We start from the raw sequence: 13,784 nt of genomic DNA on the forward strand, positions 1-13,784 counted from the left end.
AATGGGTTCAGTTAAAAATTGAATCGATAAAACGCAACTGAAGGCTGCGTTTTTAGCATTGCTAAGCAAGGTGTTACACTCAAGCAGGAAAGTCTTTTATTGATTGATACACGACTTAAAGCAATTCAATATCAACATATTGCTGAATTAAATTGTCATCTAGCATATGCACATAATCTAAAAATGCCACATTAAAACTGCCTACCGTTTGTGCATGGTCATAGGCCAATTTACCTGCAATGGCAAAATGAATATGTGAGGCGAGAGCAGCAATGCTTGGACTACTGACCGCATGATAGGCTGCAGTTAAGGCACCCAGAGCACAACCTGTTGCGGTAATTTTAGGTTGTAAATAACAGCCACCATTCACTTGAATCACAGCATCGAGTTGTTTCGAGATGATAAAGTCTGATTCACCTGAAATTGCAATACATTCAGTATGTTGCAATAGGCTTTTTGCCTGTGCATAAACCTCATGACTATTTAAAGTACTATCGACGCCTTTAGACTGAATCTGGCTGCCTGCTAAGGTACTGATCTCAGAGGCATTGCCACGAATGATACTCGGCTGGAACCTTAACAGTTGATCGACAGTTTGACTGCGCCACTTTAATACTGCCCCATAGCCAACTGGATCAAGTACCCACGGCACTTGATGTTGTTGCGCAGTTTGAGCTGAAATCAACATCGCTTGGGTTTGTTCTGTGGTTGGTGTTCCGACATTGATACTTAAGGCAGCACTGATTTTGGTGAAATCTTCGGCTTCAAATGGATTATCAATCATGGCCGGTGAGGCACCTGCTGCAAGCAAGATATTCGCCACATAATTATTGGCAACGCTATTGGTCATACATTGCACTAAAGGTGTTTGTTGCTGCAATGCACGCCAAGCATCGATAACTTGATCAATGAGTTGTTGTTTTTGTAACATGTGATATCCAGAATAAAGTCTTTATTAACGAGTGAAATAATGGTCTTGATGTTTACATCGGCGACAAATCAATGACACATAATCTGTCGCATCATAATCCACGATCAAGTCATTTGAGCCGCAATACATACAACGTTTAACCGAGTAAAAACTTAAGCGAGGTTCTATTTTTCGCCAAGACTTCCAGACAGGCTGAATAAATATACTCTCGTCATAACCCAAAAATTTAAACAGCAGTACTTCACTCATTTTACTAAATGGAATCATGTACGGTCTTGGTAAGGTCGTGGTTTCCCAACGCTCGGTCAAAGCACGTTCACGATATTGTTCCAAAGTCTTTTTGAGCAAACTGGTGTTGATAAATTTATCATTTCTGGGTTGCAACGCATTTTGTTTATGTAAATATTCTAAAGCGGTTTGGATTAGGTAAAAAATCTGCCCCACGGCTAGACCTTCCATTAAGCGGTAGCAAAAGGCTTGAAATGGTCGATTACCTGCAATTTGAATGCCCCAAGTCCGACAATAGAACTGCATAAACTGCACAATTTCTTGATAGAGCACGAGATACAACGCATCTTTGACTTCATCGGTGCTTTTAAATGGAATACCTTGACTCAAGTTTTCATAGAACCAGTGGCGTAATTGCTGAGTTACACTAAACAAGCTAGGGTCGGAATAACCATCTAGTCGGATGTTGAGATAGAAATGCTCAGTTTCTAAGCTCGTATCTTTTGGCTTAAACACGCCTAATTTAATTAATTCTTGAACTAAATGATTCTGAAATAAGTAATTGGGAGTAAATTCGCGATATTTAATATTCTGCCAATGAATCAGTTCATCATGCTGTACATCCTCACGTGCATAGCTATCTAAAAGGCTCAATAAGAATAATTTATGTAAAAAACTAAGTTGATTCAGACTATAAATCACTTCGTCTTTGATTTTATATTTGCGTTGTTCTTGTAAAATTGTTTGTTGGGTATGTTTTTTCCGTTGCGCCGTACACTGAGCACAGTGACAATTCAGCTTGCTATCACTTCTAAAAACACGGTGCTGGCAATGGCTGCATTCATGAAACTGAAATTCTTGGCTGAATTGTTCGGCTTCGACCCAAAACATAGAGGCGTGGCACAGTGGGCAATGGCTACTTTCATCTAACTGTTTTTGTAGAATCTGTAAATCCATTGATATTAAGCCTATAACCTTTAAATAGAGAATTATACATGCTGAATCCAAGGAGTGATGCAAAGATTATATACAGATAAAAATTAAGACTAAAATGAGACTTAATTGACTGAATTTTATATAAAAAGATAATCCTACAACTTTGCTTTTTTTAAATTATGGTAAATTTCTGCGCCAATTAGAATCATAACTCAATATGAATTGAACAAAGTAAAAGCAAAGGGGAAAACATGAATAATCGGATTTGGATACAAACTGTTATTGGCGTAATGATGTGTTTGGGCAGTATTTTCACATACGCAGACTCAATCGAAGGGTATTGGCGAAGTATTGATGATCGAACCGGAGAACAACTGACCATCATTGAAATAAGAAAAGCTCCTGACAATACCTATCGTGGCAAAATTGTTTATATTTATCCCAATGCACAAGGCGTCGTGGTCACACATTGTGTGAATTGCCCGCCGCCATATACAGGGAAGCCGCGTTTAGGCTTAGAAGTGTTAACAGGGCTGATTGAGGACCCGAAAAAACCAGATAACTTTATCAATGGGCGGATTGTCGAAAGTAAAACTGGCAAGGTGTACAAAGGTAAAGCACGTTTAACAGCTGATGGAAAGCGTTTGCATATGCGTGGTTATGTCGGAATTTCTGCTTTGGGCCGTACTGTGGTATGGATTCGCAAGGACAGTGCCAATCCCTAATCATTTATTTTTAATTATGTGAATTGCTTAAAATTTTGTTTGATTTTAAGCAATTAAATATGCTTTGGTTGTGTTGACTGTTTCTATACATTCGCATAAAAATGAAGTGATAGACGGATCAATTTTGCATTACGGAGCGAATTATGCAAAAAAACTCACTCATGAAAGGAATCATGGGCATCTCTTTGGTTGTATTCACCACAACGAGCTTTGCTTCAACTCCTGAAGGATTTTGGAAAAGTATCGATGATCGTACAGGCGAGCAACTGTCAATCGTAGAAATTAAGAAAAAACCAGATAATACTTACACTGGGACTATCGTATATCGTTATCCCGTTTTAGGTGGCGGGACGGTACTCACCAATTGTGTGAAATGTCCAGAACCTTTTAAAAATAAGCCGATTCAAGGACTACAAATTGCATGGGGATTGAAGGAAGATCCGAAGAATCCAAATCAATATATTGATGGTCGAGTACTTGAGCCGAAGACCGGTAATATCTATAAAGGAAAAGCACAACTCAGTTCGGATGGAAAACGTATGCGTATGCGTGGTTATATGGGAATTTCTGCCCTGGGGCGTACCCAAGTCTGGATTCGTACCGATAGTGCCAATCCTTAAATAATAGTTGTTTTTTTAGAAAGCCTAAACGACTCGTTTGGGCTTTTTTATTTGAGCTAAAGAATATATAAGGCGCACCAAAAAGAAGCAGCTAGATCAGCTACTTCTTATACAAATGAACGCTAGCGTACAGTGTAACTTGGGTAAAAGTGTGATAATTTCCGTGCATTAAACCTATAAAGATGAATAGGTTACTTTTTAAAGACGGGGTTAATATGCTAAATCGTATGCTCATGAACGGAATCATGGGGCTCACTCTTGCTTGTGCAAGCGCAACGACTTTCGCAGCTTCTATCGAAGGCTACTGGAAAAGTATTGAAGAACGTACTGGTGAACAACTCTCAATCGTAGAAATCCGTAAAGGAAATGACGGCCGTTATCATGGAAAGATTGTTTATCGCTATCCAAACTCTCATGGTATTGCGCTGACGAATTGCACCAAATGTGCAGCACCGAACACCAATAAGCCAATTCTTGGACTAGAAATCTTATCAGGCTTTAAAGAAGATCCGAATAAACCGGATTCATATATTGATGGTCGCGTTCTGGAACCAACTTCTGGCCGTGTCTATAAAGGTAAAGGTGTCGTGACTGGAGAAGGCAAACGTTTACGTATGCGGGGCTATATGGGCGTTTCAGCACTGGGTCGCACTGTCGTTTGGTTACGTACTGATAATGCAACACCTTAATCGAAAATAAAAAAACCTCGAATTCGCTTCGAGGTTTTTTTTGGTTAAAGTAAGTGATTAAACAGGGCATGGTAAGTTTTCGTCCTCCTGACCGATTTTTTTGGCTGCAATAAGTGCTTGGACTTTTTTACTCGGCAGTTTTTCTTTGCCAAGTGCATCATAGGTATTCACGATATTAGTCACTTCTAAGGTTGTCAGTTCAATTCCTTCTGCTGTTAAAAAAACGGAAATTACATGATGATCGACGCCAGCTTTAGCCAGATCATGGATTGCTTTGATATTTTCTAAACGATATAGGTGTGCTTTTAATTCCATCGTCATAACCCTCACTTGTTTTATTGTATTTACCTAGATTGGCATATAGGGTTAAGCAATAACCGTGCACAAAATGTAAAACTCAGGAAAAAAATGTAAGTTGCGCGATAGAACGCAATTGGTTCTGTATTTTTTATTTAAGATTGGAAAACGATGTTGTAATTTTGTCTAAATGATCGGGCAATTTGCAGATCAAATTTGAAAACCTGAATAGTAAACCCAATAAAATTATTAAAACTGATACCGAGCTGTAAAGACAGGTTTTATAAGTTGGCGTATGATCTGATAGAGTTTCACTGATGCTTGTGACAAAAGTGATTTGTCACAAGAATTTAGGCGAAATAAGGCATGATTTGTGCAACCGAATGACTTTAATCAAGAAGTCTTGCCAACAAGACCATCTAAACGACATGATGAAAGATAAGGAATACTGATGAATATTGCGGCACAACCTCCCGTACAAGCAGATCAAACCATTTACCTCAAAGATTATCAAAAACCATCTTTCTTGGTTGAATCCATTAACCTCGATATTCAAGTCTATGATGATCATACGATTGTTGACTCAACCTTAGTGATGAAACGTCAAACGACTGGTGCTTTGGTGCTTTTGGGGCGTGATCTTGAATTAAAGTCTATTCAATTGAATGGGCAAATCCTGAGTGCAGCGCAATATGATTTAGACGATGAGCAATTGCTGATCACAGATGCACCAGATCAGGTCATTTTGCAAATTCAAGTGGTGATTCACCCTGAGTCAAATACGCAGCTTGAAGGTTTATATAAGGCGGGTGATTTATTCGTGACTCAGAATGAGCCCGAAGGTTTCCGTAAAATTACCTTCTATCCAGATCGTCCAGATGTTCTCGCAGAATTTACTACGCGTGTAGAAGCCGACAAGAAATATCCTGTGTTGCTCGCCAACGGTAACTTATTGGAAACAGGTGAGGCTGGTGAAGGTCGTCATTTTGCGATCTGGCAAGATCCGACCAAGAAACCAAGCTATTTATTTGCTTGTGTGATTGGTGATTTGGCGGTATTGAAAGATCGTTACACCACGTCTGAAGGTCGTGATGTTGCTTTAGAAATTTATGCAATCGAGAAAGATATTCCGAAATGTCACATCGCCATGGAAGCATTAAAGCATTCGATGCGTTGGGACGAAGAGCACTATGGTCGTCCTTACGATCTCGATAATTACATGATTGTCGCCGTCAGTCAGTTCAACATGGGTGCAATGGAAAATAAAGGTTTAAATATCTTTAATACCTCATGTGTGCTTGCCGATGAGGAATACACCACTGATGCTGCGATTATGCGAGTACAGTCAGTCATTGCTCATGAATATTTCCATAACTGGACAGGCAACCGAATTACCTGTCGTGACTGGTTCCAATTGTGTTTAAAAGAAGGCTTAACGGTTTTCCGTGATCAGTCTTTCTCTGAGGATTTACAATCAGCAGCCGTACAACGAATTGATGATGTAGCGGTATTAAAATCGCATCAATTCCCAGAAGATGCTGGTCCATTATCGCATCCGCCTCGTCCAGACCATTTTGTCGAAATCAACAACTTCTATACCGCGACAGTATATGAGAAGGGTGCTGAAATTAACCGTATGATGGCAACATTATTGGGTAAAGAGAAATACCGTAAAGGCACAGATGAATATTTCCTGCGTCATGATGGGCAAGCGGTTACGGTTGAAGATTGGGTGGCAGCATTGAGTGCAGGTTCAGGTGTTGACCTATCTAACTTCCTCACTTGGTATAACCAACCTGGTACACCAAAGTTAGAAGCTAAAGGTGAATATGATGCTGCTGCACAGACTTATCGTTTAAGCTTCAAACAAAGCTTGAAAGCACATCCAAAATATCCAAACCTCAAGGCAGTGCCAATTCCTGTGGCTCTGGCATTATTTAATGCCAATACAGGTGAACAATATACCTTGCACAGCACTGATCTGTTTGTGAATGATGTCAAAGATGGCGTGTATTTATTTGATCAAGATGAAGCGACAATTGAATTTACAGGTGTGACTGAGCAACCTGTGGCTTCGTTATTACGTAATTTCTCAGCCCCTGTGAATTTAGTCTTTGATTATTCCAATGACGATCTTGCGTTTTTGATTCAGCATGAAACCAATGGCTTTAACCAATGGCAAGCGACACAAACCTTATTGGAACGTATTCTTTTAGAAGACCATAAGGTAGATACCTATATTCAGGCAATTAAAAATACCTTGCCAGACTTAGTGAATAAAGATCCGTTATTGGCATCGCGTTTATTTGATGTACCAAGTGAAAACTATTTAGGCAGTCGTATTGATCAAGACTATGAGCCTGAATTGATTCGTGAGAAGCGTGAAGCTGTGCTAGACCGTTTAGCACGTGATTTAGGTTCATTCTGGAAAGAGACTTATTTGGCCTTAGATCCAGACCAGCAAAAAGAGTTCTCTTTGGCAATGGGCGTGCGTTCATTGAAAAATATCACCCTGAATATGTTGGCGCGTCAAGGCGATGAGTCTGTGTTTGATTTGGCTTATACGCAATATCAACAAACAGGCAATATGTCTGAACGATTAGGGGCATTACGAGTTCTAGTCTGGAATGATGCACCGCAAGCACAGGCTGCACTCGCAGATTTCTATAACCGTTTTAAAGATGAAGCCTTGTCTTTAGATCAGTGGTTTAGCATCCAAGCATCGAATCCATGTGCGACAGCGGAAACAATTGAGTATCTGACCAAACATGCGGATTATGATTTGGGAACGCCGAACCGTATCCGTGCCGTAAGTGGTGGGCTAGCGGCAAATCCAGTCAATACGTGGGGCTTTGGTGTCGATCATTTCATTGAGCTTGCCGCTTATTTGGATGAGAAAAACCCAATTTTAGGTTCTCGATTATTACAAGTCCTATCACGCTGGTACACCTTGGCTGAACCGCAACGTAGTCAGGTGCAACAAGCACTTAAGGCATTGCAACCTAAAGTAAAATCGAAAAATGTAGCAGAAACATTGAATAGTTTACTCAGTATTTAATTTACTGATTGAATGGATAGAAAAAGGATGTCGTCAGACATCCTTTTTTATTTGACAATTTATATTGTCAGAAATAGTATGGAAATCATTCGAATGTAACGGATGACTGCAATGGAAATAAAAACAATCACATTACCGACACGTCAAATTGAAGTTGAAGTGTATGCACCTGCATCAAGCTCGGAAAAAGCACCAGCCATATTATTGCTGCATGAGTTATTCGGCATTCTCGATGTTTACCGTGATGATGCTCAAGACTTGGCAGATCGAGGTTATTTGGTCTATGTGCCTAATTTATTTAGTGGTGGTGCAGTCAAATATTGTATTCGTGCCATGGTGAGTAAGGCTGGCCGTATCAATGCTGCGGATAGTGAAGTCAATCAAGAAATTCATGTCTTGCTCGATGCCTTAAAGGCAGATCCTCGATCCAATGGTCGTTTAGGCATGTTAGGGCAGTGTTTAACCGGCGGTTATGTGATTCAGATGGCCAAGCGCGAAGATATGTTAGCACCTGTGGTTTATCATCATTCTCTGGGGATTCAAGGGGCGGGTGTTCCAAACAAAGAGTCTCTGGATGAAGTTCGCATTCTACAGGGTCATTGGTCTACCGTAGATCCATTTTGCCCAGCAACCAAGCGTAATAAATTGATCCAGCAATTGGGTGATCGGGTTGAAGCTTATACTTATAATATGCCACATGGCTTTCGTAGCGTGAGTCGAGGTTTGCCAGAAGCACAAGTGGTATGGCAGCGGACTGTGGATTTCTTTGAGCAAGAATTAAAACAAAACACAATATAAATCATTGGAACAACAGGTTATTATTTACTGAAATTCATTTATAGAAATAAAAAAGTGAGGGGAATATATGTCTCAGCAATACGCATACGCGGGCTTCTGGATACGTTTCGGTGCCGCGATTATTGATTCAATCATTGTGATGGTTGCCATGATTCCATTAACCATGATTTTTGGTGGTGGCAATACCACAGTCGCTTCTGATGGTTTTTCATCATTCCAATTTATGTCTACGGCAGATTGGATTTGGCAAATTCTCGCCGCAGTCTTTTATATTTTTTGCTGGATTAAATTTGCAGGAACACCGGGTAAGCGTCTGCTTCGATTAAAAGTGTTGGATGAAAAAACGGGTGAAAATGTGACTGTCGGGCAGGCTATCATTCGATACATTGGTTATATCCCAGCAACATTAGTCTTTTTTATTGGTTTAATCTGGGTGGCTTTTGATGCGAAGAAACAAGGCTGGCACGACAAAATGGCAAAAACTGTAGTGGTAAGAGAGCTTTAATTTAGAGCGAAATTTTATCATGTAATAAAAAATTCATACGATAGGGCTTGTGAATCAATTCGCATGTCCTATAATGCCGTTGAGTTTATTCACGGAGATCCTAAATGGGAAGTTGTTCGAGGTTCGGGTTTAATAAAGGATTAAGCCAAAGCGAATACTGAGCAAGCGAGCTATTTAGGTCGGCTATCTTGCAATGAGATAGCTTTGCTAAAAATTATCTAAACCCTCCTATAAAATTTTGCTGTATCCACAAAATTTATTGTATTGACTGCATCCTGTTTAGTTTCTCACCTAAAATGGGGAGAAGCCTATGTTTTTTCACGCTTCCATTCAATGGCTTGCTATTGTTAACGTATTTATTTTATGTGGATTATTGCTGACTCAAAAGAGTAAGGCGGGTCCACTCATCAACACCGATGATGTCTCTATTACAGCAGCGCAGCAGTGTCAGCTAGAAAGTACTTATAGCTATAACAAAGACGGCACGTGGTCTTATCAAGTTGTACCTGCCTGTAATCTCAATCAAAATTTAGAAGTATCTTTGGGCTATCACTCAAGTAAAGATCAAGATCAGATTCATGGCTTTTCGGTTCAAGCGAAAAGCATTTTAAAGCCAATGGAGAATGACTGGGGCGTTGCCAGTAGTTTACAGCTATCCCGTGATGATGTTGCTCATCATGGGGATTTAAACTGGTTTTTGAATGTTCCTGTCAGTTTTCAACTTTTAGATCAACGTTTAGCATTGGATACCAATCTCGGTTATCAACAGACCGATGAGCGCCTCGTTCGCTGGGGAATTGCTTCAACCTATACGCTGACCGAGCATGTCGGTGTAACAGTTGAAACATATAATCAAGATCGCCAAGCGCCATTTTTCCAGACAGCGTTGCAATATAGTTTGATTCCCAATGTACTTACTTTAGAAGCTTCCTTCGGCGATCGTCTACATCGTTTAAAACAACATTGGTTTGGACTCGGTTTAAGTTATACGCCGTCATCATAATCAGTTTAAATTCAGTTGATCCATCATTGAATCATTGATAAGAACATAGGTGTAAGATGCAATTAAAGTTTTTACAAAATATTGATTTATCAAATATTGCTGACACGTTGATCAGCCTGTCCGTTGCTTTTATTCTCGGCGCATTAATTGGCTTTGAACGTCAGTATCGACAACGTACGGCAGGACTCAGAACCAATGTTTTGGTAGCTGTCGGTGCTGCAATTTTTGTCGATATTGCTACCAATTTAACGGGTGCAGAAGGTGCAGTCCGCGTGATTGCCTATGTGGTTTCAGGTATTGGTTTCTTGGGTGCGGGTGTGATTATGCGCCAAGAAGGCAATATTCATGGTTTAAACACGGCGGCAACTCTCTGGTGCTCAGCCGCCGTGGGTGCTTCTGCGGGTTCAGACCTTATTATTGAAGCAATACTGGCAACGGCTTTTATCTTGGCAGCCAATACGCTGTTAAGACCGATTGTTCATGCCATTGATCGTCGTCCAATTGATGACGATACCGAGGTTTTACATGTCATCTATATTATTTGTGACCGTAGTCAGAGTAAGGTGGTGATGGATGAATTGAATTTAACCTTGCAACACCATAATTATCCTGCCAAAGATATTGAAGTAACCCCTTTTGGTGACAAAGAGGTCGAAATTGAAGTCACTTTAATTGCTACATCAATTGATGCAGAAGAAGCGCAGCATATTACTAATCATCTGAATGCCATGCCGCAAATTCGACAGGCATTTTGGGATAAAAATACGATTAATTAAGCCATTAGAAATTGTTTCTATATCATGGCATTGGGATACATTGTCTCATTAATGATATATAAAATGTCTATTGTTTCACATAAAATGACGCCAGCTTGATAACAATGAGAACAGTATGAGTTCAGAAGCACATTCAATCAGTTTAATTGCGCCAGTGGTCTTGCTTGCCGCTGCTGTAATTGCCGTTCCAATTTTTAAACGTATTGGCTTAGGTTCCGTCCTTGGTTATTTAATTGCAGGTCTGATTATTGGCCCATTTGGTTTTGCATTTTTTCATGATTCGGCTTCGATCTTACACATTGCAGAACTTGGGATTGTGATGTACTTATTTGTGATTGGTCTGGAGATGCAGCCCTCACATTTATGGAGTTTAAGGCGTGAAATCTTTGGGCTAGGTACCTTGCAAATTGTTGCTTGTGCTTTGGCATTGACTGGCGTCGGCTTACTGTTTGGTTTTACTTGGCAAGTTGCCTTTATCGGTGCTGCTGGTTTTGTCCTGACTTCCACGGCCATTGTGATGCAGCTGTTGGGAGATCGCGGTGATATTGCTCAGCCGCAAGGCCAAAAGATTGTCGCAATTTTATTATTCGAAGATTTATTGATTGTGCCGTTACTGGCAATTGTTGCTTTTATGGCGCCAAATCATGTAGTGGAAAGTACTTCGACACGCTTGGAAAGTATCGGAATTGGTTTGATTGCGATTGCAGGTCTCATTGCTGCAGGATATTGGTTGCTGAATCCATTATTTAGATTGCTTGCCGCAGCAAAAGCCCGTGAAGTGATGACGGCTGCTGCGCTGCTGGTTGTTTTAGGTGCAGCATTGTTGATGCAAGTCAGCGGTTTATCGATGGCGATGGGTGCTTTCTTGGCAGGGGTATTGTTGTCTGAATCGACCTTTAGACATCAAATAGAAGCGGATATTGAACCCTTCCGTGGCCTGTTACTGGGACTTTTCTTCCTCGGTGTTGGAATGTCACTGGATTTATCCGTCGTTGCACAGAACTGGAAGCTCATCATCAGTGGTGTTTTAGCCATGATGTTTGCCAAGGCTCTGATGATTTATATCGTGGCACGAGTCACCAAAAGCTCTCATACCGAGGCACTGGACCGTGCATTGCTGATGGCACAAGGTGGTGAGTTTGCTTTTGTCCTGTTTGCAGCGGCAGTTAGTGCCCAGGTCATTGATAATTCAGTCAAGTCGAATTTGACGGCGATTGTGGTGTTATCAATGGTATTGACTCCGATTTTAGGCATTGTGTTTAAACGTTTTACCGAAACCAAAGATCAGATCAATTTAGACAATGTCAATATTGCTGAAGGCTTGAGTGGCAGTGTGCTAATGATTGGTTTTGGTCGTTTTGGTCAAGTGACCAGTCAATTACTATTGGCAAGAGGGGTGGATGTCACCATTATTGACAATGACATCGACATGATTCAAAACGCGGAAAAGTTTGGTTTTAAAATCTATTATGGCGATGGCTGTCGTTTAGATATTCTGCATGCTTCGGGTGCATCTACCGCTCAAGCCATTGTGGTTTGTGTTGATAGTAAAGAAACAACTAATCGTATCGTGGAATTGGTCACGCATGAATTTCCATTGGCCAAGTTGCTAGTTCGTTCTTATGACCGTGAGCATTCACTCTATTTAGTGAAGCATAAAGTGGATTATATGATTCGAGAAACCTTCGAGTCTGCGATCAAATTTGGCGGCGTGATCTTGCAAGAATTAGGCGTTGATGAAGACGAAGTACAACGCATTACGGATGAAATTCGTGATCGTGATGATGAGCGTTTTGAAACAGAAATCGCTGCGGATGATGTCTATGCAGGTGTAGGCTTACAATATACACATTCACATCCGCGTCCAACAGCGCCATTAATTCGTCCTAAAAAAGCAGCACGTATTTTAAATGATGAGGAAGCGCAAAAGGATTTAGAGGAAAAGTAATCTGCAATGCTTTCCAAGCATGCTTTGAATAAGCCTTAGTTCAACTAGGGCTTATTTTTTGCTTTAAATCTAAATAGCAGCAATACGAAGATACCCAATAACAAACCCCAAAATGCTGAGCCAATGCCCCAGAATTGGACACCAGAAGCACTGCATAAAAAGGTGAGTAGCGCAGCTTCACGTTCTTCTACATTTGAAAAAGCAACTGCAATGTTATGGCTAATCGTCGCAAATAGGGCAATCCCTGCAAGCGCCACAATAAAGATTTGCGGGAATGACATCAGTAGGCTGACGAGCGTTGCTGCAAACAGCCCCATTAAGATATAGAACAGACCACAGCTAATGCCTGCAATATAACGCTTGCTTGGGTCGGGATGGACTTGATCATCTAAACTTACCGCTGCACTAATTGCCGCTAAGTTTATTGAGAAACAGCCGAAAGGCGCAAAAACAGTATGTGCAACACCTGTCCAACCGACCAATTGATTCACATGCGGGTGGTAGCCATAGCTTTTAATCATGGCAATCCCTGGTAAGTTCTGTGAAGTCATATTAATCACAAACAGTGGCAAAGCTAGGCCTAAGATCGCAGACCAAGAAAAAGAGGGCTGCATCCATACCGGTTGGGTCAGTGACCATGTAATCGACTGGAGTTTAAAGTCGATAAATAGTGGGCAAATTGCTGCGCCTAAAATCACCGTCAGTACAATGCTATAACGTGGGAATAAGCGTTTTGAAACCAAATAGATCACAAGCATACTGAGAATAAAGCCAAGATGACTTTCTAAGCTGCTAAAAATCTGAATACCAAATTTTAATAAAATGCCTGCCAGCATGGCACAGGTCAGACTTTGTGGAATATGGGCCAATAGTTTTTGGAAGATTCCTGAAAAACCAACAATTGCAATGGCAATACCACAGACCAAGAAAGCACCAATCGCTTCATACAAATCATAATGTCCGGTTGATGCAATGATTAGTGCAATTCCCGGAGTTGACCATGCGGTAGCAACTGGATATTTATATTTCCAAGATAGAATCAAGCCCGAGAGACCAATCGCAAGTCCCAATGCCCAAAACCAAGAGCTGATTTGTGCGGTATTGGCACCTAAAGACTGTGCACCTTGGATGACGAGGATTGCGGAAACACTAATCCCGATTAAGAACGTAATAAAGCCAGCAAAAACTGCTGGAATAGAAAAATCTTGGAGGAGACGTTGCATCTATGCATCTATACTTGTTTAAAATTTGTTGAAAAGTATATCGTTAA

The 13,784-nt window shown here is 40.7% G+C and carries 13 protein-coding genes; 9 read left to right on the forward strand and 4 right to left on the reverse strand.

Features of this window, described 5'->3' with window-relative positions; all coding sequences use genetic code 11:
- Positions 1–115: 115 nt before the first annotated feature.
- Together thiM and F902_RS09085 are read right to left on the reverse strand one after the other, a co-directional pair.
- Entirely contained in the window at positions 116–931 is an 816-nt protein-coding gene (gene thiM / locus F902_RS09080; RefSeq protein ID WP_005202824.1) for a hydroxyethylthiazole kinase, read from the reverse strand.
- Positions 932–955: 24 nt separating this feature from the next.
- Positions 956–2,116 (reverse strand): hypothetical protein, encoded by a 1,161-nt coding sequence (locus F902_RS09085; RefSeq protein WP_005202826.1) that lies wholly within the window; start codon positions 2,114–2,116, stop codon positions 956–958.
- 230 nt (positions 2,117–2,346) lie between these two features.
- On the opposite strand from F902_RS09085, the gene F902_RS09090 reads away from it, so the two are divergent.
- The 3 genes from F902_RS09090 to F902_RS09100 all read left to right on the forward strand — a co-directional run bounded on the left by F902_RS09090 (position 2,347) and on the right by F902_RS09100 (position 4,129).
- A complete protein-coding gene (locus tag F902_RS09090) occupies positions 2,347–2,820 on the forward strand; it encodes a DUF2147 domain-containing protein (protein WP_004808021.1) in 474 nt (157 codons plus the stop codon).
- Positions 2,821–2,963: 143 nt separating this feature from the next.
- Positions 2,964–3,440 carry a DUF2147 domain-containing protein gene (locus tag F902_RS09095; protein WP_005202827.1) on the forward strand — a complete coding sequence of 159 codons (477 nt, stop codon included), beginning with the start codon at positions 2,964–2,966 and terminating at the stop codon, positions 3,438–3,440.
- Positions 3,441–3,655: 215 nt separating this feature from the next.
- The gene (locus tag F902_RS09100) at positions 3,656–4,129 is read left to right on the forward strand and encodes a DUF2147 domain-containing protein (protein WP_005189664.1); all 474 of its coding nucleotides are present in this window, start codon (positions 3,656–3,658) and stop codon (positions 4,127–4,129) included.
- Between the two features lie 57 nt (positions 4,130–4,186).
- On the opposite strand, the gene F902_RS09105 is transcribed toward F902_RS09100, so the two are convergent.
- Positions 4,187–4,444 carry a hypothetical protein gene (locus F902_RS09105; protein ID WP_004652954.1) on the reverse strand — a complete coding sequence of 86 codons (258 nt, stop codon included), beginning with the start codon at positions 4,442–4,444 and terminating at the stop codon, positions 4,187–4,189.
- 433 nt (positions 4,445–4,877) lie between these two features.
- Here F902_RS09105 and pepN point away from each other — a divergent pair, with 433 nt between their 5' ends.
- The 6 genes from pepN to F902_RS09135 all read left to right on the forward strand — a co-directional run bounded on the left by pepN (position 4,878) and on the right by F902_RS09135 (position 12,514).
- A complete protein-coding gene (pepN, locus tag F902_RS09110; RefSeq protein WP_005202828.1) occupies positions 4,878–7,484 on the forward strand; it encodes an aminopeptidase N in 2,607 nt (868 codons plus the stop codon).
- Positions 7,485–7,595: 111 nt separating this feature from the next.
- Positions 7,596–8,282: a dienelactone hydrolase family protein gene (locus F902_RS09115; RefSeq protein WP_005202830.1), complete on the forward strand. Its 687-nt coding sequence runs from the start codon at positions 7,596–7,598 to the stop codon at positions 8,280–8,282.
- Positions 8,283–8,349: 67 nt separating this feature from the next.
- Positions 8,350–8,787, forward strand: a complete 438-nt coding sequence (locus tag F902_RS09120) for an RDD family protein (RefSeq protein ID WP_004808009.1) — start codon at positions 8,350–8,352, stop codon at positions 8,785–8,787.
- A 310-nt stretch (positions 8,788–9,097) separates the two neighbouring features.
- Entirely contained in the window at positions 9,098–9,790 is a 693-nt protein-coding gene (locus F902_RS09125) for a hypothetical protein (protein WP_005202833.1), read from the forward strand.
- 56 nt (positions 9,791–9,846) lie between these two features.
- Positions 9,847–10,566 carry an MgtC/SapB family protein gene (locus F902_RS09130; RefSeq protein ID WP_004769219.1) on the forward strand — a complete coding sequence of 240 codons (720 nt, stop codon included), beginning with the start codon at positions 9,847–9,849 and terminating at the stop codon, positions 10,564–10,566.
- Between the two features lie 115 nt (positions 10,567–10,681).
- Positions 10,682–12,514 carry a monovalent cation:proton antiporter-2 (CPA2) family protein gene (locus F902_RS09135; protein ID WP_005202836.1) on the forward strand — a complete coding sequence of 611 codons (1,833 nt, stop codon included), beginning with the start codon at positions 10,682–10,684 and terminating at the stop codon, positions 12,512–12,514.
- A 44-nt stretch (positions 12,515–12,558) separates the two neighbouring features.
- Here the strand turns inward: F902_RS09135 and F902_RS09140 are convergent, their stop codons facing one another.
- Entirely contained in the window at positions 12,559–13,737 is a 1,179-nt protein-coding gene (locus tag F902_RS09140; RefSeq protein WP_005202837.1) for a benzoate/H(+) symporter BenE family transporter, read from the reverse strand.
- Positions 13,738–13,784: the final 47 nt, after the last annotated feature.

It is taken from the genome of Acinetobacter higginsii (assembly GCF_000369525.1).
In the GTDB taxonomy this organism is placed as follows: Bacteria; Pseudomonadota; Gammaproteobacteria; order Pseudomonadales; family Moraxellaceae; genus Acinetobacter; species Acinetobacter higginsii.